18 protein-coding genes are annotated in these 20,611 nt (G+C 39.8%); 9 read left to right on the top strand and 9 right to left on the bottom strand.

Annotation, left to right across the window (positions count from 1 at the left end; all coding sequences use genetic code 11):
• Nucleotides 1-134: 134 nt before the first annotated feature.
• Both glnL and glnG read left to right on the top strand, forming a co-directional pair.
• The gene (glnL, locus tag HYI04_RS03990; protein WP_004696555.1) at nucleotides 135-1,244 is read left to right on the top strand and encodes a nitrogen regulation protein NR(II); all 1,110 of its coding nucleotides are present in this window, start codon (nucleotides 135-137) and stop codon (nucleotides 1,242-1,244) included.
• Nucleotides 1,231-2,712, top strand: coding sequence for a nitrogen regulation protein NR(I) (gene glnG, locus HYI04_RS03985; protein WP_004696552.1), 1,482 nt, complete (start codon nucleotides 1,231-1,233; stop codon nucleotides 2,710-2,712). Before glnL ends, glnG begins: the two co-directional genes overlap by 14 nt.
• A gap of 41 nt (nucleotides 2,713-2,753) precedes the next feature.
• Here glnG and HYI04_RS03980 read toward each other — a convergent pair whose 3' ends face one another.
• On the bottom strand, nucleotides 2,754-3,080 hold the full coding sequence (locus HYI04_RS03980; RefSeq protein ID WP_178895859.1) for a hypothetical protein: 327 nt from the start codon (nucleotides 3,078-3,080) through the stop codon (nucleotides 2,754-2,756).
• Between the two features lie 62 nt (nucleotides 3,081-3,142).
• On the opposite strand from HYI04_RS03980, the gene HYI04_RS03975 reads away from it, so the two are divergent.
• Nucleotides 3,143-3,574 carry a phosphohydrolase gene (locus HYI04_RS03975; protein ID WP_010326994.1) on the top strand — a complete coding sequence of 144 codons (432 nt, stop codon included), beginning with the start codon at nucleotides 3,143-3,145 and terminating at the stop codon, nucleotides 3,572-3,574.
• Between the two features lie 111 nt (nucleotides 3,575-3,685).
• Complete coding sequence (locus HYI04_RS03970; protein WP_010326995.1) at nucleotides 3,686-4,594, top strand: LysR family transcriptional regulator; 909 nt, start codon at nucleotides 3,686-3,688, stop codon at nucleotides 4,592-4,594.
• A gap of 302 nt (nucleotides 4,595-4,896) precedes the next feature.
• Here the strand turns inward: HYI04_RS03970 and map are convergent, their stop codons facing one another.
• The gene (map, locus tag HYI04_RS03965) at nucleotides 4,897-5,691 is read right to left on the bottom strand and encodes a type I methionyl aminopeptidase (RefSeq protein ID WP_005400725.1); all 795 of its coding nucleotides are present in this window, start codon (nucleotides 5,689-5,691) and stop codon (nucleotides 4,897-4,899) included.
• Nucleotides 5,692-6,042: 351 nt separating this feature from the next.
• Between map and brnQ the strand changes: the two genes are divergently transcribed.
• Both brnQ and HYI04_RS03955 read left to right on the top strand, forming a co-directional pair.
• Nucleotides 6,043-7,329 carry a branched-chain amino acid transport system II carrier protein gene (gene brnQ, locus HYI04_RS03960; RefSeq protein ID WP_010326996.1) on the top strand — a complete coding sequence of 429 codons (1,287 nt, stop codon included), beginning with the start codon at nucleotides 6,043-6,045 and terminating at the stop codon, nucleotides 7,327-7,329.
• A gap of 493 nt (nucleotides 7,330-7,822) precedes the next feature.
• Nucleotides 7,823-8,059 carry a hypothetical protein gene (locus HYI04_RS03955; RefSeq protein WP_010326997.1) on the top strand — a complete coding sequence of 79 codons (237 nt, stop codon included), beginning with the start codon at nucleotides 7,823-7,825 and terminating at the stop codon, nucleotides 8,057-8,059.
• Nucleotides 8,060-8,127: 68 nt separating this feature from the next.
• On the opposite strand, the gene HYI04_RS03950 is transcribed toward HYI04_RS03955, so the two are convergent.
• Nucleotides 8,128-8,586 (bottom strand): hypothetical protein, encoded by a 459-nt coding sequence (locus HYI04_RS03950; protein ID WP_010326998.1) that lies wholly within the window; start codon nucleotides 8,584-8,586, stop codon nucleotides 8,128-8,130.
• 123 nt (nucleotides 8,587-8,709) lie between these two features.
• On the opposite strand from HYI04_RS03950, the gene HYI04_RS03945 reads away from it, so the two are divergent.
• From HYI04_RS03945 to HYI04_RS03935, 3 genes are all read left to right on the top strand, one after another.
• Nucleotides 8,710-9,567, top strand: a complete 858-nt coding sequence (locus HYI04_RS03945; RefSeq protein ID WP_010326999.1) for an alpha/beta fold hydrolase — start codon at nucleotides 8,710-8,712, stop codon at nucleotides 9,565-9,567.
• Nucleotides 9,568-9,784: 217 nt separating this feature from the next.
• Complete coding sequence (locus tag HYI04_RS03940; RefSeq protein WP_178895858.1) at nucleotides 9,785-11,149, top strand: amino acid permease; 1,365 nt, start codon at nucleotides 9,785-9,787, stop codon at nucleotides 11,147-11,149.
• Between the two features lie 216 nt (nucleotides 11,150-11,365).
• Entirely contained in the window at nucleotides 11,366-11,851 is a 486-nt protein-coding gene (locus HYI04_RS03935; protein WP_178895857.1) for an Lrp/AsnC family transcriptional regulator, read from the top strand.
• A 232-nt stretch (nucleotides 11,852-12,083) separates the two neighbouring features.
• Here the strand turns inward: HYI04_RS03935 and gltS are convergent, their stop codons facing one another.
• From gltS to HYI04_RS03905, 6 genes are all read right to left on the bottom strand, one after another.
• Nucleotides 12,084-13,307 carry a sodium/glutamate symporter gene (gene gltS, locus HYI04_RS03930; RefSeq protein WP_010327001.1) on the bottom strand — a complete coding sequence of 408 codons (1,224 nt, stop codon included), beginning with the start codon at nucleotides 13,305-13,307 and terminating at the stop codon, nucleotides 12,084-12,086.
• A gap of 204 nt (nucleotides 13,308-13,511) precedes the next feature.
• Nucleotides 13,512-15,743: a TonB-dependent siderophore receptor gene (locus HYI04_RS03925; protein ID WP_178895856.1), complete on the bottom strand. Its 2,232-nt coding sequence runs from the start codon at nucleotides 15,741-15,743 to the stop codon at nucleotides 13,512-13,514.
• Between the two features lie 415 nt (nucleotides 15,744-16,158).
• Complete coding sequence (locus tag HYI04_RS03920) at nucleotides 16,159-16,374, bottom strand: hypothetical protein (RefSeq protein WP_010327003.1); 216 nt, start codon at nucleotides 16,372-16,374, stop codon at nucleotides 16,159-16,161.
• 182 nt (nucleotides 16,375-16,556) lie between these two features.
• Nucleotides 16,557-17,234: a hypothetical protein gene (locus HYI04_RS03915; RefSeq protein WP_010327004.1), complete on the bottom strand. Its 678-nt coding sequence runs from the start codon at nucleotides 17,232-17,234 to the stop codon at nucleotides 16,557-16,559.
• 108 nt (nucleotides 17,235-17,342) lie between these two features.
• On the bottom strand, nucleotides 17,343-19,982 hold the full coding sequence (locus HYI04_RS03910) for a bifunctional aconitate hydratase 2/2-methylisocitrate dehydratase (protein ID WP_178895855.1): 2,640 nt from the start codon (nucleotides 19,980-19,982) through the stop codon (nucleotides 17,343-17,345).
• Between the two features lie 294 nt (nucleotides 19,983-20,276).
• Entirely contained in the window at nucleotides 20,277-20,546 is a 270-nt protein-coding gene (locus HYI04_RS03905; protein ID WP_010327006.1) for a hypothetical protein, read from the bottom strand.
• Between the last annotated feature and the right edge of the window lie 65 nt (nucleotides 20,547-20,611).

Here is a 20,611-nt window from a genome sequence, read left to right as displayed (position 1 = left end):
GTGCTCATTTCACTATACAAAATCAAAGTTGGCGTGCATTTTGCTTTATTTGCATCAATTCAGTCCGCTATTTGGAACGGTTAATGCTTTATCAAGATGCCATTGCGCTATTTTAATACAGGATACATTCGCTAATGGATCACCCTATTTCTATCGACTATCGCCTTTTAGTGGACAATTTGACCACTGCGATTTTATTGGTCGACAGTAAATTAAATATTTTTTACTTAAATTCCTCTTGCGAAGCATTATTTGATATCAGTCTTTTACGTGCCTCTGGTCAACCTGCGCTTAATTTACTCCATGCACCCAATGATGAGTTCAATACAGAAGAAGCTCTTCTCAATACTTTAAACTCGGGACAACACTACACCCGCCGTGAAGCCATCATTAAGGTCAACTTTAAAGATATTCATGTTGACTATACCGTGTCACAGTTGAATTCAAATAAGCCCTATCATCCTTTGCTTTTAATTGAGATCAATCCGATTGATCGGATGCTCAAAATTTCCAAGGAAGAAAACTTCTTACAACAACATCAGGTTGCACGCCAACTGATTCGCGGTGTTGCACATGAAATTAAAAATCCGCTAGGCGGAATTCGCGGTGCTACACAACTTTTAGCACGTAGCCTCAATGATCCTCAATATAGCGAGTTCACCGACATTATTATTAGTGAAGTCGATCGCTTACGTAATTTAGCAGACACCATGCTTGGTTCACGTCAGCTCCCAAGTTATGAGTTGGTCAATGTACATGAGCCTTTAGAGCGTGTTCGCTCACTCATTACCAACCAAACCAAAAAGAAAATTAAGATCACCCGTGATTATGATTTGTCATTACCTGAAGTGATGGCCGATCGTGATCAACTGATACAAGTTATGCTGAACATTAGCGTCAATGCAGTGCAAGCCATGACTGAAAATAAAGAGTTCTTTGTCGACCACCAACCTGAACTAATGTTACGCACCCGTATTCAACGTTTAGTGACCATCAATGGTGTACTGCAACGCTCTGTGGTACGGATTGATATCGAAGACAATGGTCCGGGCGTTCCAGAAGAAATTTTAGAATCCGTGTTTTACCCACTGGTCACGGGTCGTGCTAAAGGCACAGGACTGGGTTTAAGTATTGCGCAAAATATTATGCATCAACATAACGGAATGATTGAATGCCAATCTGTTCCCGGAAAAACAACTTTTAGCTTATATATACCTTGGGAGTTAAACCATGTCGCGAAATAAAATATGGGTAATTGATGACGATCGCGCCATGCGCTGGGTGCTGGAAAAAACGTTCAAAGAAGAAGGTTTTGACGTCACAAGTTTTGAAGAAGCTCAATCTGCTTTAGACCAACTCAGTTTAGATGCACCCGATGTGATCTTGACCGATATTCGTATGCCCGGCATAGATGGCTTAACTTTTTTAGCGAAAGTTAAAGCCAACTATCCTGATCTACCTGTCATTATTATGACGGCTCACTCTGACCTAGAGTCTGCTGTTTCAAGTTATCAAACAGGCGCATTTGAGTATTTACCCAAGCCTTTTGATATTGATGAAGCCTTAGCTTTAGTGAATCGTGCGATTTTGCACATCACCAAAATGCAGCAGCAAGAATCGGCAAAAACGGTACCACCGATTCAATCGACCGAAATCATTGGCGAGTCTCCTGCTATGCAGGAAGTCTTCCGCGCGATTGGTCGTTTGTCTCAATCACACATTACAGTGTTAATTAATGGTGAATCTGGTACAGGTAAAGAGTTAGTTGCGCATGCGCTACACCGCCACTCACCACGGAGCAGCAAACCTTTTATTGCACTCAACATGGCCGCGATTCCCAAAGACCTAATTGAAACAGAGCTTTTTGGTCATGAGAAAGGTGCATTTACTGGCGCCAATACCCAGCGCCAAGGTCGCTTTGAACAGGCCAATGGTGGAACGCTGTTTTTAGATGAAATTGGCGATATGCCTTTTGAAACACAAACGCGTTTACTGCGTGTCTTGGCTGATGGCGAGTTTTACCGTGTTGGTGGGCATATCCCAGTAAAAGTAGATGTACGTATTGTCGCGGCAACGCACCAAGACTTAGAAAAATTGGTACATGATGGTCGTTTCCGTGAAGACTTATATCACCGTCTGAACGTGATTCGCATTCACATTCCAAAACTGGCGCATCGTAGCGAAGACATCCCAATGTTAGCGCAACACTTCTTGGCACGTGCAGGCAAAGAATTAGGTGTAAGCCCTAAAATCCTTCGTCCTGAAACGCAAGAATATATGCAACAGCTGCCTTGGCAAGGAAACGTACGTCAGCTCGAGAACACTTGCCGCTGGTTAACGGTCATGATTACAGGACGTGAAGTTTATCCTGAAGACTTACCATCAGAGCTGAAGCAAATTCCAATTACCCGCTCAGGTGAAGATGCGCAAGCCGCGCAAAACTTAGATCGGATTGCGGTGCATCATTGGGACGAGTTGTTGGGTCAATGGGCTGTGCAAAAGCTGAAAAATGGCGAGATGAAAATCCTCGATATCGCCACCCCAATGTTCGAACGTACATTGATCATTGCTGCGCTGCAACAAACCCGTGGCCGTAAACGGCATGCGGCTGAGTTACTCGGTTGGGGGCGTAACACCCTTACGCGTAAACTTAAAGAGCTAGGTATGGATACCGCAGATGATGAAAGTGAAGAAGAAGCTTTAGAAAACTAAGACAGATTCAAATAAAAGCGCCGCAATGGCGCTTTTATTTATTAAGCCGTAAAGCCTAAATAGCGTGAATAGCCTTCAACACCAAGTGGTGCTTTTAACATGATAAATTTTGGGTAACTGGCTTGAGTTAACTCTTCAAACATAATCACTTGATCATCATGTGCATGGAGATCATCAACACTGCGCTTCATGGTCGCTTCAAATTCATCTGTGATATATTCAAAACCAATGTCCATCGCAATAAATAAGGTATGCTCACAAGGCTGAACGTATTGTTCCTGAGACCAATCAATTACCTGTTGTTGGCAGTGTGGACACACTACGGGATCTGTCGCTTCACAGTCTAGTGGGATCAATTGATAAGTCATAATTTAGTTTTTAAACAAAGATGCTGCGAAGTTTAGCATAGGATAAAGTACCTAGAATAATCATGTCGACTTTAGAAAAAGCCATTGCACTGGCTGCAACCCAACATGCGGGGCAACTCGATAAGGGCGGACAACCTTACATCTTGCATCCACTTCGCCTAATGTTGCAATTTTCCAATCCCACCCTACAAATCATTGCGGTGTTGCATGACATTTTGGAAGACACCGCAACGACTGCTGAAGACTTAGAAGCGCTTGGCTTTAGTGCCGAGATCATTCAAGCCATACAAGCACTGACCAAACAAATAGGTGAATCACGTTTGGAAACGGTCAAGCGTACTGTATTAAACCCTCTTGCAACCCAAGTAAAATATGTCGATGTACTCGATAATATGAACCTTTCGCGCATAAACAACCCAACAGCACGCGACTTTGCACGGCTTGAAGAATATAAAGTAGTGCTTGAAATACTCAAACAAGCGAAAATACTGTGAAACCCTTTGAATAACTGAGTATTTTCAATTAAATCTCTACAATTTCAAAATTGACAAACTGCAACGATCACTTTTTAATTAAGACTATCGTTGCACAAATGGACATCGTGAATGTTAAGCGATTTAGATGATTTTTATTGTTTTGCTCAAGTGGTTGAACATGGTGGTTTTAGCGCAGCCGAACGCGCAACAGATATTCCCAAGTCCAAACTCAGTCGACGTGTGTATAACCTCGAAGAGCGCTTGGGTGTACGCCTAATTCAACGCAGCTCTCGACACTTCGCCGTGACCGATATTGGCATGAACATTTACCGTCATGCGCAAGTGATGATGAATGCTGCACAAGCTGCACACGATTTGGTCGATCATCTCAGTTTACAACCGCGCGGTGTAATTAAACTCAGCCTGCCAGTATCGATTGCACAAAACGAAATTGCACGTATTTTACCGAGCTTCTTAAAAACCTATCCCGAAATTAAAGTACAAATGATGGTGACCAATCGCCGTGTGGATATTATCAACGAAGGTTTTGATATTGCCCTTCGCGTCCGCTCCAATCTAGACGATGATCCAAGTTTGGTGATTCGTAAATTTGAAAATATCGAGCAGCATTTATTTGCCAGTCAAGCCTACTTAAATGAATTTGGCGAACTGAAACAACCTGAAGATTTAAGCCAACATCATATACTGAGTATGGTTGATGAGCATTTAGACCAACATATCATCGTGCATAATGATGCGCAGCAACAAAAGAAAATACGCGTCAATCCTGTGGTGATGGGCTCTGATTTGAGTATGTTGGCTCAACTGGTCCGTAAAAACTGCGGTATTGCCTTACTTCCAGACAGCATCGTACAAGATATGGTGAAAAGTGGTGAGCTGGTTCGTGTATTGCCCGATTGGAAAGCACCACACGGCATTTTTCATGCGGTGTATCCTTCACGTCGTGGTTTACTGCCTGCTGTCCGTGTGTTTATTGACTATTTAATTGAACACCTCAGCGCAAATAAATCACTTTAAACCCTACACATGCTCAATCACATTGAGCCAATCCATGAGACAAAAAAAAGAGCTTAACCGAGGTGGATAAGCTCATAAACTTTCAAAATAAGAAACTACAGCGAGTATCTTGGAAACAATTTTAGTGACAAAATAAAGTCTAGACCAATAGCTTACATGTATAAGTTTTAATCAAAAAATATCAAAAACACGACAAATAAAGGGTTTCAGAAATATCAGTGATTGCTTTTAAGACTTAATTTAGCTTTTAGGCCACAAAGCTAGACCAAAGTCTAAAATTTAATCACCGACAAAACATCAACTTAAATTTCTGGATAACTGCCCGTACCTTCAGGCCAAGGTGATAGTAACTCAAAACCTGTTTCAGTCACGAGTACCATATGCTCCCACTGCGCAGTTAAAGACTTATCGGCAGTCACAACTGTCCAACCATCCTTAAGTTCTTTGACATGCGCTTTGCCCATATTAATCATCGGTTCAATCGTGAACACCATGCCCGCTTTAAGCTGCATCCCCTTACCGGGTTGACCATAGTGCAATACGCTTGGCTGTTCGTGATAAACCTTGCCAATACCATGACCACAATACTCGCGTACCACACTATAACCTTCACGGTGCGCAACTGTTTGAATGGCATAACCAATATCACCAAGCGTTGCACCTTGCTTCACAGCATGAATACCCGCAACCATCGCCTCATAAGTCGTATCGACTAGCTTTTTGGCTTCCGGTTTCACTGTACCCACATAGTACATACGACTGGTATCACCAAAGTAGCCATCTTTAATAATCGCCACATCAATATTAATAATATCGCCATCTTTGAGTACAACATTCGGCGATGGAATACCGTGACAGACCACTTCATTTGGAGAAATACAGGTGGTTTTGGTATAGCCATGATAACCAATATTGGCAGGCGTCACTTTTAAGGTATTTACAATGAAGTCATGACAAATATCATCCAGATATTCAGTCGTGACACCCGGCTTTACATGCTCACCAATCATCGCTAAAACTTCGGCAGCCAAACGACCAGATATACGAAGTTTTTCTACATCTTGTTCAGTTTTTATGCTCACATTTAAGCCACGCATTGAAATATCCTCAATTATGAAGTCGCAAGTATAGACCTTTTCTCAATATTTTTGTTCAAACTTAAATCTTAGGGTAGCCTCCAACAACCGGCCTTTAAAAAATTTGTGTAATTTTAAAGCATTTGCACTACAACTTTTAATTTAGGAAAAATAGCGCCTCAAGCTTTTAATATTTATAATTTTTCTATTTTAAAATGGATAATCAATTACATATATCAACCTATTTTTTTACAAGTTGATATATTCACTTTTCATCTTATAAAAAAATTTAATACCACCCATGAAATAAATTAGCCAAAAAAACACTTATGCACTAAAATCGTCCCCTTTGTTCAACTCGATCTCCCTTTTATGACAAGTCTGCGTACTCGGGATATTGTTGCTTTGGGTTTTATGACTTTCGCACTCTTCATTGGTGCGGGCAACATTATCTTTCCACCGATTGTGGCTCAACAAGCGGGTGAGCATGTATGGCTAGCAGCTTTTGGTTTCTTAATCACTGCTGTAGGCTTACCTGTAATCACCATTATTGCGCTGTCACGTGTCGAAGGTTCGATTCAAATTTTAAGTTCACCTTTGGGTAAAATAGCCAGCCTCATTTTAACCATTACGTGTTACCTAACTGTCGGGCCACTCTTTGCAACACCACGTACTGCAACCGTTTCTTATGAAATTGGTTTTTCATCTTATCTTGGAACATCAAGCAGCAGCTTGCTGATCTACAGTGCAATCTACTTTAGTGTAGTCACCCTCATTTCACTGTATCCAAACAAAATTTTAGACACGGTTGGCTATGTACTCTCGCCACTGAAGATTTTATCTTTGGCCATCCTTGGCATTGCGGCGATGATGATTCCAACGGGTTTCGTTCCGCCAGCCATCAATAATTATGTCGACAGCCCTGTTTCTGAAGGTTTTGTAAATGGTTATTTAACCATGGACACTTTAGGTGCTTTGGTTTTTGGTATTGTGATTATTCAAGCCATTCGTTCACGTGGTGTCAGCAACCCTAAACTGATTACGCGTTATGCAGTTATTGCAAGTATCATTTCTGGTATTGGTTTAACTGTAGTTTACCTCAGCTTATTTAAACTTGGCCTTGGAAGCCATGAAGTCGCAGCAAATGCGAGCAATGGTGCAGTGATCCTGCATGCATATGTTCAACATGCATTTGGTGACTTAGGTTCTATCTTCCTTTCTGCCATGATTTTTATTGCGTGTATGGTCACTGCGATTGGCCTGACCTGTGCATGTGCTGAATATTTCAGTTCAATCACTAAAATTGGCTATAAAGTTTGGGTCTTCATTCTGATTGGTTTCTCTTTCATTATTTCAAACTTAGGTTTAACCAAACTCATCGCCTTTTCTGTGCCTGTTTTAAGTGCAATTTATCCACCTGCAATTGTGGTGATTATGCTGAGCTTTGGCTGGAAATTCTTTAATCATCCTCGCCGAGTGATTGCACCTGTTACCGCAGTGTCTTTGGTCTTTGGTCTTCTAGACGGTTTAAAAGTTGCAAACTTTGAACTGCCTTATGCGCTGACTCACTTACCTCTTGCAGAACAAAACCTTGCATGGCTTATCCCATCTTTAGTGGTTTTTGTAATTGCCATTGTAATCGACAAAGTGAAAAAGTAAGCAAAAACTGATGTTGTTAAAGTCTGGTTTTACCCAAACCTGATTTTAAGCATGATCAATATTTGTCACATTTTATCCAAATGGACACATATTGTTTCATTTCTTTCTACATCAGTTTTTGTACATACTGACACATTTCATATACACCGCTAAAGTCGTATATCAACACCATCATATCTCTTATAAATTTAATATTAGAAAATAAAAAACTCTTTAAAGCCTGTCCTAGCAAGCCACTCATGGCATCAATATTGCTTTATACAATCTATGTATAAGCTTACATACATCATTTATTTGTCATCTTATACGGTAACGAAATACTATTTATTCACTAAAAAAATGCTACATATATATTTTCTAATGGGTATAGCATAATTTCTCTGAAAAATAGTTGTTTTTGCTCTTGATCAACGCAAGTTTTAGCAGTACAACATTAAGAACTAATCCGACTAAACACATTGGTTTTTAGTCAAAAACTCAAGGAGGGATGGAGATGTTATCATTACATTTCAACAAGCAAGTCTTCATTAACGCTCTGAAGGCAAACAAGAATATGGTGACGTATTTAAGTACCACCATTGCCCTGATGGTCATTATGATCATGCATGGCTTAATTCAAGGTAACCTTAAAGCTGAATATTTTGTTTACGCTATCGTCGTATCATTTGCCTTTTATTTATGGGCAGTCGTCGATCAAAAATTCCGAAAGGCCACACAGTCAATTGACTAGCAAACAGGTGGATGATTAGTCATCCACCTTTGTAAAAGTATAAAAATTAAAAAAGCTATAAGAACAACTTAAAATAAACCTAAAAACATTCCCCACAACAAGCCTAACGTCGCCACAATTTCCCCCACAACCAATGCCATCATTGCCATTAGCATAATTGATTTGGGTAAAGTCCATTTGCCTAAAACATGCGGACTACGGAACTGGTTATTGGTGTCTTGCAATAACCCATGCACAATATAGCTCAGTATAGAGAAGCTAAAAAAGAATAAATTGATTCCCACAAACAGTATGTTCACAGGCTCTGTCCAGACTGAAATTGCGGCCATTAACGCAATAATTAAACTTGCAGGTGCATATAACAAACTGCTGCGGTGGGCGATATCAACATAATAGTGCGCGCGAAACTGCGGTGAATGGCGTATTTGTGCATATTTCCATACCCCTGTCAGCATCCCAACAAATAGAAAAATCCCACTAAATAAAAGTGCAAATTTTACCGACATATCTAATTCAACAAACTGCATGTGTTTTCCTTTTTTATTTTCACCCTATTCTATACAGATCTACTTGACTTCAAAGTCATAGATTAGACCAGTTTCTTTTTGGAACTTAGATAGAGTAGAAAAAAATTCAATGCTTAACCGATTATGCAAAATTACGAAACTTTAGCTATTACCTGCTCTGACCATTATTCACTCAGTGGACGCTTTTATGCAGCCCAAGGTACACAACAAGCCCTACCTGTTTTAATCTGCCCTGCCACAGGTATTACCCAGCAGTTTTACCACCATTTTGCATCATGGCTTACAGAACAAGGCTATGCCGTTTTGGTTTTTGACTTTCGCGGCATTGGTGAGTCTTTGCATGAACCACTGAAAAAGTCGAAAGCCAGCATCGTGCAATGGGGGCAATTGGATATCCCAGCGGCGATGGAGGTATTATTGAATAAGACCCAAGCGAAACAAGTGATTTTGCTAGGTCATAGTGCAGGCGGGCAACTTTTAGGCATTAACCCAAACTATGAAAAAGTCGCAAAAGTCGTTGCTGTTGCAGGATCAACAGGCCACGTAAAAGATTTGAAAGGTCGTACCAAACTCTTGGCTCCTGTGATGTTTAAACTGATCTTTCCTATTGCACGTTATACCTTAGGTTATGGGCCGACCAATGCCATTGGCATGGGCGAAAACCTACCCAAAGATGTGGCGCGTGATTGGGCACAGTTTTGCAGCAAACCAGGTTATGTAATTAATGCCTTAGGCAAAACAGTACAAGATGACTTCCACCGTGATATTCGCTGTCCAATCACAGCCATTTGGGCCTCGGATGATGAAATTGCCACGCAAGTGAATGTCAAAAGCTTACTCAGCCTTTACCCAAATGCACAAACAGATCAAATTGAACTCAAACCACAGGCTTATGGCCACAAAGCCATTGGTCATATGGCGATGTTTAAGCGTTCCCATCAAAACATATGGCCTGAAATTGCAGCACAGCTTTCATCTTAAGGCGGCACATATCAAGCCAAGCCTATCCGCCAGTTTAAGCAGCACTTGCTTGACTGGCTTTATTTTCACCGCAAAATTGCAGCTTTCAGATAAAAACCAACGCTATTGATAAATTTAATTTCATTAATCGATAAATAAATATTATATTTCCACCACGAATTTTTATTAAGTCATAGTTCATGTGATGTCTATCGCATGTGCTAGAGATGGATGAATCATGTCTGCACAACAGCAACCCCAGCTTAAGCATGGGCTGAGCAACCGTCATATTCAGCTGATTGCTTTAGGCGGCTCTATTGGTACAGGCCTATTTTTAGGCATTTCGCAAACCATTAAACTGGCTGGCCCTTCCGTTATTTTAGGCTACGCACTGGCGGGCTTAATTGCATTTTTCATGATGCGCCAGTTGGGTGAAATGGTGGTTGAAGAACCCGTGAGTGGCTCTTTTAGTTATTTTGCCTATAAGTTTTGGAGCCCTTTTGCCGGCTTTATGTCGGGTTGGAACTATTGGGTGCTCAATGTCTTGGTCTGCATGGCGGAACTAAGTGCCATAGGCCTCTATGTCCAGTATTGGTGGCCTGAAATTCCCACATGGATTTCAGCACTTGGTTTCTTTGTACTGATCAATGCCATCAATCTGTTACATGTCAAAGTCTTTGGTGAAACAGAATTTTTATTCTCCATGATTAAAATTCTCGCAATCATTGGCATGATTGGATATGGCGCTTGGTTACTGGCAAGTGGTCATGGTGGTGCACATGCCTCTATTTCCAACCTCTGGGCTCTAGGCGGTTTCTTTCCCAACGGGATTTCTGGCCTAATCATGGCGATGGCCATCATTATGTTTTCCTTTGGCGGGATTGAACTCGTTGGTATTGCTGCTGCGGAAACCAAAAATCCGACTACAACTATTCCTAAAGCAGTCAATCAAATTGTCTATCGTGTGTTGCTGTTTTACGTGCTTACGATCATCGTTCTGCTCTCATTGTTTCCATGGAATCAAATCGCAGAAGGCGGTAGTCCTTTTGTTTTGATTTTTGACTCCTTAGGTAGTCAAGGCGTTGCAACTGTGCTGAATTTTGTGGTCTTAACCGCAGCTATATCGGTGTATAACGGTACCAGCTATGGCACGAGTCGTATGCTGCTAGGTCTGGCAGAACAAGGCAATGCCCCACAGTTTTTAAAGAAAATTAACCAGCGTGGCATTCCTTATGCAGCCATTTTATGCTCTGCATTGGTGACCCTACTGTGTGTCGTCTTGAATTATATCTTTCCAGAAAAAGCCTTTAAACTACTGATGAGTCTTGTGGTTTCAGCCATTGTAATTAACTGGATGATGTTGGCATTGACCCACTTAAAATTCAAGCAACGTATGCTGGCATTGAAAAAATCAACCTTGTTTCCAACTTTGATTTACCCCATCAGCAACTATATCTGTATTGTATTTATGCTTGGTATTTTAGTGGTGATGTGGCTCACACATGATATGCGAATTGCAGTAATGCTGATTCCACTTTGGATTGGCTGCTTAACCCTAACTTATTGGTTTAAACAAAGATCAAAAACGCAAAAAATACAATAAATAAGTAAGCAAACAGCGCCAATAAAAGGCACCCTTCCCTTTATAGACGCTGTTTGCAAATCAAAGTCAATTTCCCAAATGACTTTGATTGAATCACTTTATTGTAGTCATGGCTGATGCAGAGTATTTCTCTTTTATTTGCTTATTTTGAGTATTTATTGAGAAATATTTTCACATAAAATAGTTTATAAAGAAAATTATACGCAGGAATACATTATGAATGACGCCCACTACGTTTTAGATAAAATTGACCGTCGTATTTTGTCTGAACTTCGCCAAGATGGCCGCCTGACCGTTACCCAGTTGGCTGAGAAAGTTGGGCTGTCCTCTTCTCCTTGCTGGACACGTGTAAAACGCCTAGAAAATCTCAACATCATTGAAGGCTATACAGCAAAGATTAATTCAAAAGCCATTGGGATTAATGAGCTGTTTTTTATTGAAATTACCCTTGAACGCCATGATGATGAAATCTTAGAACAATTTAGTGAAGCACTGGCTTACATGCCTGAAGTGATTGAAGCGCATTTAGTAACTGGCGATTACGACTATTTACTCAAAGTTGCCGTGAAAAATGCAGAACACTATGAACGCTTTTTGCGTAAAAACTTATACTCAATGAAAGGTGTACGTCATACACGCTCCATTTTTGCCTTACGCCCTTTGAAGCTCGAAAATAAATCCGACCTCATTATGATTGAGTGATTGCTGCAAATATTGTGTAAATGTGGTTTAATACACGCAGTATGAGATGAGCCTCTTACAGTATGTGCCTTAGATGTGCATACGACTAGCCCCTAACCATGGGGCTTTTTAATGTCTATAAGTTTTAGAATACTGATATTTTAAATAGTACACATTATTCAAATACAAAATGGTAGCCAATAAAAAAGCACCCCAAGGTGCTTTTTTATTAACGATATCATCTCTAAAAATATTAACCCAAAATACCAATTGAGAGCTGAATCACAAAAGCATTCACAATATCGACAAAGAATGCGCCCGTCAGCGGAATGATCAAAAAGGCTTTATGGGATGGTCCATAGGTATTGGTTACCGCTTGAATATTGGCAATTGCTGTCGGTGTCGCACCTAAATTGACACCACATTGACCTGCACACAGTACTGCAGCATCATAGTTCTTGCCCATTACACGGAAAGTTACAAAGTACAAATAAAGTGCTAAAAATATAGTTTGAACAATCAGGATAATCACCAGTGGACCAGCCAAATCTGCCAACAACCAAAGCTGTAAGGACATCAACGCCATGGCTAAAAACAGTGCCAGTGAAGCATTGCCAAATACATCGATGCAGCGGTCAAAGACCTGAACTTTCAAACCATGCTCTAAAATATTACGTAAAACCACACCACACATTAGCGCCCAAACAAAACTTGGTAGCTCAAACCACTGCCCTTTAGCTACCCCTGTCATGAAGTATGCAAAGCTGATGCAAATGGCAAACATCCCCATGGTTTTGACCGCATCATCTGCCGTAATTAGACGTGTTTTTTCAGGAAATTCAAATGGAGCCGTTTGTGCTGAAGGTGGCGCTTCATTACGCCCTGTTGCTGCTGGAATTTCTTCAGCCAACTGGTAGCGACGTATCAGAAATTTAGCGATAGGTCCACCTATTACCCCACCAATGATTAAACCAAATGTTGCACTTGCCATACCCAGCACAATCGCACCATGCACACCATGTTCTTGTTCAAATATCGTGCCCCATGCACCTGCTGTCCCATGACCACCTGTGAGTGTGACCGAACCGGTAATTAAACCAATCAGCGGGTCTAGACCTAAAACTTTGGCAAGACTAATACCGACCACATTTTGCAGCAGGACAAATACAATAACGCAGACTAAAAATATAAGCAGCGACTTCCCACCTTCTTTGAGCTTAACTAAGCTTGCACTTAACCCCACAGAGGTGAAGAACATCAGCATAAAAATTTGCTGAATATTGGTATCAAAGTTGACAGTTATGTTTGAACTTTTAAATAAGATATAAGTGATAACAGCTGCAACCAACCCACCCGCAACTGGTTCGGGAATGTTATATTTTTTTAAAATACTGACTTTATTCACAAATACATAACCGACCAATAGCACAGCAACTGCTGCAACAATGGTCATAAATGCATCGAATTGATAGTTCATGAGATATCCAATGATGCTTATTGCATTAATTCTAAAACAGATAAGTCAGTGATGAACAGGCTAAAGTTTCTCAATGTACAATTTCTATGCTTTAGATTACATGATGTTTTAAAACTGAGCTCAGTATTTTAAAAATACATAATCTTAAAAAATAAAAAGACCCAATTGGGTCTTTTTTGTTTTTACAGCAACATAACTTTAAAATTAAAATTTATAATGAAAGCTTAATGTTGCATTTCTTGGTTCGCCCCAAATCATTGAATCTGAGCCTATTCCATCATAATATTTTTTATCAAATAAATTATTTACATTGAGTTGTGTACTAAAATTTGGATCAAACTTATAACCCAGCATTGCATTTGCAAGATACAAATCACCTCTGTCCACACGCGTCGCACCAGTACCTTTATAAATTTTACTAAAATAATTTAGACCAGCACCGGCATACCATGCTTCATTTTTATATTTAACAAATAAGTCTGCCGTAGTCCGAGAACTGGTAGAGTTATAATCAACACCTTTAGCATCCTTAGCATCAAAATTGGCAACACCAAAGCTAAGCCCCCAATTCTCATTAAGCTCGCCATCAATATTGAGTTCAACACCTTTACTGGTTACACCTTCAGCTGCAAAATAAGCATTTTCTGGGGTATCAGCCCCGTTGCTATCTTTAACTTTTACTTCTTTTCCATTTGAATCATATAATTGCTCTGCAACATTATCTTGCTCAATTCGGAAGATAGATAAGGAGGCATTTAGCTTTCCATCCAAATATTCACCTTTTAAACCCATTTCATAGCTTTTACCATCAATAGGATCAAGGTAATTACCACTTACATCTTTTCTGTTTTGTGGTTTAAAAATACTGGTATAGCTCAGGTATGCTGAATAATCTCGCGCAACGTCATAAATAAGGCCAAAGTAAGGTGTAATCTCATTTTTAAACTCTCTATTCCCTTTACCATCTGCTGCTTCGTATTCCCAATTTGAAACACGAACACCTGCAACTGCTTTTAATGGATCTAAAATATGGAATTTACCTGAAATGTAACCTGCTGTTTGAACCGTGTTATTGAGTACACCTTTTTGATTTTTTTCTATAGGTACAACAATTTGGGTATTCATATCGTTAAAGTTTAATGCATCTACATTTAATACATTCCCCCCCGTATAATAAGAACCACCAAAATTATTTTTCTTTAGTTCAGATTTATTCCATGCCCCTCCAATAACAATCTCTTGCTCACGGCCGGCAAGTGTGAAAGGTGCTGCGATATAAACATCGACATTATTTTCATCGGTACGTTGATCATCTGCATAAACAGAAACATTATACTTTTTGGTAGCCTCATTATAGACAGGAAGTTTATTTGTTTCTTTATTCACTTGCCCTGTTGTGTACAACAAGTTTGAAGATGAATCTTCTTGTCTGTATAAATATGAAACGTTTAAACTTACATCATTAAACAAAGTATGCTTTAAGTCAGCAAAAAGCATAGTCGTTTTTGCGTCCCAATACGTCCAGTCAGAACTAACTGTTAGTGATCGATCAAAATTGGTTCTGGTACCATCGGTATAAAATGCGGGTAAGCCTCCCCAACGCACACCATCGCGATTCAACTCTTGATAAGATGCTGCGAAAGATAATAGTGTTTTATCGCTAATATCATAATCAATTGCACCATAAACAATATTTCGCTCTTTCTCATAAAAATCCATAAATGAATCTTCATCAGAATGTTTTACAAAGATGCGTCCACGAAGTGAACCATCATTATTTAAAGGTGCAGATAGATCTGCCGAGCTTGAATAACTATTCCACGAACCTGCCGATGCACTTACTGATCCAGCAAATTCCCTTGAATTTGCATGCTTACGGATTAAATTAATACCCATTGCTGGGCTTCCAGCTCCAGTCATTAAACCATTAGCACCCTTTACGACTTCAACACGATCATAAATACTTAAATCTAAGTCAGCTGCCACTAAGTTTGCAGTTGTTGGCTTGCCATCGATAAGGAAGTAATCTACATCAAAACCGCGTGCATAAGGTCGTTGACGTTCGTCCGTACGCGGAGTAGATACACCTGTAATATTACTCATCAAATCTTGGAAGGACTCAATGTTTCGGTCATCCAAATATTCACGGGTATAGACTTTGACTGTTTGTGGGGTTTCACGTAGGGATAAATTTAACTTGGTTGCGGTATTTGTGCTACTCGTCGTATAGCTGCCTGTATTTTCGGTAACTGCTGTTTTATCTTGGGCTGTAAGGGTAATGGTCGCCAACTGTGCATTTGGCTGAGACGTTGCATTCGCCTCCTCCTCTTCCACGGTGTTTGCGTGTGTTATAGACAGCATGGCAGTTGAAGACAGGAAAATAATTTGCATCGCCAAATAGAGTGGCTTTTGCGTAGACAGAGGACGTATAAACATATCAGGACATTCACAGCTAATGAGAAAAAATAAGACAATGAATTGATAATTTTAAAGTGCGCACGTGCCTACTATGCTTAAGTAAAACAAGCACCTTTGTAGCATCACAAGTACTAAGATTCGTAAAATCCTTTTCGAACATCTCAGTGGTTTGAGTCATTACATATCAATCCATTTCGAAAAATTATAAACAAAAAATAATATAAGTGATACTAATTATCATTAGCAAATACATCTTTAATTTAGATTTAAGATATTTGTATTGCCGATATAAGTTCCTTTTCACAGAAAAACTGAGTGAAAAACAAACAATCGATATTTATAATGCTCTAATTTTTTATAATTATAAATATGACAACAAAAAAATAGACCACGTGTATTTTGGTCTATTTTAACTCACGATCTTGTCACGGACTTACTCGATGTCATACACCCAATTTTTGGCTTGTTGGTCTGTTGTCGTTTCACACACATAGTAATCTTGATCCCACGAGTCTTGATGGAAAATTTCCATTTTTCGGTAGGTCACTTGTTTACCATTTTCCACACAGACAAAACTGTCACCTTGGTCTTTGACTTGGGTTCCGTTGAGGAAACCACCTATACAGAGGAATCGGGATTGTTTAGCCATTTCTAGATCAACTTTTTTAAATCATTCTTTAATGTGGGGGATTAAACGATTTATTGGTTGAGCTGTAAAGTGGCGTTAATTATTTTGTTTAAAATAAAATTTAAGCTTTCTATTTCATACTCATATGTAATGAATCTGAGGCTATATACTGCTACCCCCTAAACTATCAGGGCTTTTAATTTCTAATAATGTAACATCAACAACTGTGCAGTATTGAACGGCTGCTCAAAACACTCCTTTGGTACTTTAGTTAATTTTATTGAAGTAAGATAATTTTTATTTATGTTATCTAAGTTTAGGTATTTTGCATTTTCTTGAATAATTTGAAAAATTAATTGTTGTACTACCTTTGCCAACCCCAAAATAATCAAATCTCCTTGATTAAGTTTTCTAAAAACAGTTTCTTGTAACTTCATTATCAGCGGATGAAGATCTTTATCTACATGCGCACCACCTTCTTTATTTGCCATGATTTTGATTAATCTTTCTATAGTTATAGGCACAGGATGTGCTAATACAATTTGATTAATCCAAGTATTTAAAGGTAATAATTCTTTCCCTAATATTGGTAAGCTATCCTCAACTCCATTCCAATAGCATCTTACTTCAAAAGGCATACCTATGTAGGCTGAAATTTCTTTATCATTACAACCAACATGCTCAAAAGTCTGTAATTCCAGACCTGGTATCAACCTTAGCAATAGTGGTTCTGACTTATTACTATAATCACATAATAACATTCTTAGTTGCACAGAGAGAACTCTACACATATATGTCTCCCCAGCATAAATTTCTTTTAAACAATTCCCTATCACTTTAAAGCACTTTAAGGTTTCTACAAGATTTCTATCGTAAAGCATACTAATCTCGATTCATTTATTTCAAATTTTTGCATTTTTATACTCAAAAAATAAGGGCTGATTAATCAGCCCTTATTTTCAACTCATTTAATCTTAATTTTCAAAAAATTAAGTCAACTGAGCAGCAGCAATTTTCTTCGTATCAACATTCGCAGCAGCGTCAGTATAGTCGCCCATTTTGTCGAAGCTTAAGTATTGGTAGATGTCAGCAGACATGCTATCAATTTGAGCTGCATACTGTTGGTATTCTTCTGGAGTTGGTAATTTACCAAGTACAGCAGCAACAGAAGCAAGTTCAGCAGAAGCTAAGTAAACATTCGCACCTTGACCTAAACGGTTCGGGAAGTTACGAGTAGAAGTCGATACACAAGTAGTGTTTGGTGCTACACGTGCTTGGTTACCCATACATAATGAACAACCTGGCATTTCAGTACGCGCGCCAGCTTTACCATAAGTATTGTAGAAACCTTCTTCCATCAATTGACGCTCGTCCATACGCGTAGGTGGAGCAATCCACAAACGAGTTGAAAGTACGCCACCAGGAACTTTCTCTAACAACTTACCAGTTGCGCGGAAGTGACCGATGTTTGTCATACATGAACCAACGAATACTTCGTCAATTTTCACGCCTTGAACATCAGAAAGCAATTTCGCGTCATCTGGGTCATTCGGGCAGCAAAGCACTGGTTCAGTAATTGTCGCAAGGTCAATTTCATACACTTTCGTGTATTCAGCGTCAGCATCAGCTTTAAGAAGTGATGGGTTCGCTAACCATTTTTCCATGTTCTCTACACGACGAGCCATAGTACGCGCATCGCCATAACCTTCAGAAATCATCCACTTCAACATTGTGATGTTTGATTTCAGGTATTCAGCAACTTTCTCTTCAGAAAGTGTGATAGAACAACCAGCAGCAGAACGTTCAGCAGATGCATCAGAAAGTTCGAATGCTTGCTCAACCGTTAAGTCAGTTTCCATTTCTGTTAAGTCGATCTCAAGGATACGACCAGAGAAGATGTTTTTCTTACCTTTCTTCTCTACAGTTAAGTCACCTTGCTGAATCGCAACGTAAGGAATGGCATGTACAAGGTCACGTAGAGTGATACCAGGTTGCATTTTACCTTTGAACTTAACAAGTACAGATTCAGGCATGTCTAGTGGCATAACACCAGTCGCAGCAGCGAAGGCTACAAGACCAGAACCTGCTGGGAATGAAATACCAATTGGGAAACGAGTATGTGAGTCACCACCAGTACCAACTGTATCTGGAAGAAGCATACGGTTTAACCAAGAGTGAATAATACCGTCACCTGGACGTAAAGACACACCGCCACGGTTCATGATGAAATCAGGAAGTGAGTGTTGCATTTGAACGTCAACTGGTTTTGGATACGCAGCGGTATGACAGAAAGATTGCATAACAAGGTCAGCAGAGAAACCTAGGCAAGCCAAGTCTTTCAATTCGTCACGAGTCATTGGACCAGTGGTATCTTGCGAACCAACAGTCGTCATCTTAGGTTCACAGTAAGTACCTGGAAGTACGCCTTGACCTTCAGGAAGACCACATGCGCGACCAACCATTTTCTGTGCTTGAGTGAAACCTTTGCCAGTAGCAGCAGGTTGAACTGGAGTACGGAATAAAGTCGATGGAGCAAGACCTAAAGCTTCACGCGCTTTAGTCGTCAAACCACGACCAACGATTAAGTTGATACGACCACCCGCACGTACTTCGTCTAGAAGAACTGGAGTTTTAAGTTCAGCTTCAGCAATGACTGCGCCGTCTTTAGTTGCAGTAACTTTTGCAGCAGCATGATCAATGTTAAGAACGATTTCGTCGCCCATGTTCATGTTGGCAACATCAATCTCGATTGGCAATGCGCCAGCATCTTCCATTGTGTTGAAGAAAATCGGAGCGATTTTAGAACCTAAGCAGTAACCACCGTCTTTTTTGTTCGGGATGTGAGCAATTTCGTCACCGAAGAACCAAAGTACAGAGTTAGTTGCTGATTTACGGCTTGAACCAGTACCAACAACGTCACCTACGTAAGCAACTTGGTTGCCTTTCGCGATTAAGTCTTTGATTTGGTTAAGTGGACCAACTTCACCAGGAACTTCTGGGTTGATACCGTCACGTACGTTTTTCAACATTGCATTTGCGTGCAATGGAATGTCTGGGCGGCTCCATGCGTCTTGTGCAGGTGACAAGTCGTCAGTGTTAGTTTCGCCAGTTACTTTGAAAACAATCAGTTTGATTTCAGTCGGAACGTCTTTACGAGTCGTGAACCATTCAGCATCAGCCCAAGACTGCATAACCGCTTGTGCATTCGCGTTACCCGCTTTTGCTTTGTCTGCAACGTCATGGAATGCATCAAATACTAGAAGCGTTTTCTTTAATGCTTCAGCAGCTAATTCAGCAAGTGCAGCATCGTCAAGAAGAGCAACTAAAGGAGCAACGTTATAACCACCAAGCATAGTGCCTAGTAAGTAAACCGCACGTTCTTTAGAAACTAATGGAGAAGTCGCCTCGCCTTTAGCCAAAGCAGCTAAGAATGCAGCTTTAACATATGCAGCTTGGTCAACACCCGCTGGAACACGGTTTTCTAGTAAATCAACTAAAAATGCTTCTTCGCCAGCTGGTGGGTTTTTTAATAATTCAACTAATGCAGCTGTTTGAGCATCGTCAAGTGGCTTCGGTGGGACTCCGAGTGCGGCACGTTCTGCAACGTGTTGGCGGTAAGCTTCTAGCACGGTGTTATTCCTCTTTTTTAAAAAATTATTTGCGTATTCCTGCTTTAAATAAAGCTACGTAAATAATATGGACTGCTTAATTTTACTAAAATTCCAGTTAAAAGTTAATGCGCTACAAGTGTTTCTTCGTGATGCCCATTATTTTCTAACTAAATGATGTTCATATCGATTGAACATAAAAACAGCAATATAGTCAGATCGTTTGGAAATGTTTCACATTAACTTTGAACTGCCATTTAAAAACAAAAAAGGCAACCTATGTTGCCTCTTTTTACGCAATATAAATATTCAACCTTAGTGTACTGTTGTGGCTTGAATATATTGTTTGAAACTTTCACGGCAACCTTCAAATTTCATCTGAATTTCATCATCATGCAAATTTTGATGTGCAGAGCTTGCAAAAGAAATTTGTACTGAAATTCGTGTAGGTTCATGGTCAAGTGCGTGTTTGAAGTATACATGGTCACCCAAGCTAAGGACATAATGACCACCGCCAATTACGGCCACACCATTTTCATCTTCCAAGAGTAAATCAGCGTGATTTAAATAGCCAACAACTTCCATTTTCTGCTCCTCTCGTTTTTTATTCTATGTTCATTATTCTTTATTTTTATATGCTTTGCTATATA

Source organism: Acinetobacter sp. SwsAc2 (genome assembly GCF_013391465.1).
GTDB classification, from domain to species: domain Bacteria; phylum Pseudomonadota; class Gammaproteobacteria; order Pseudomonadales; family Moraxellaceae; genus Acinetobacter; species Acinetobacter johnsonii.
Note: the sequence above shows the minus strand (reverse complement) of the source record. Positions and strands in the feature narration are given on the sequence as shown.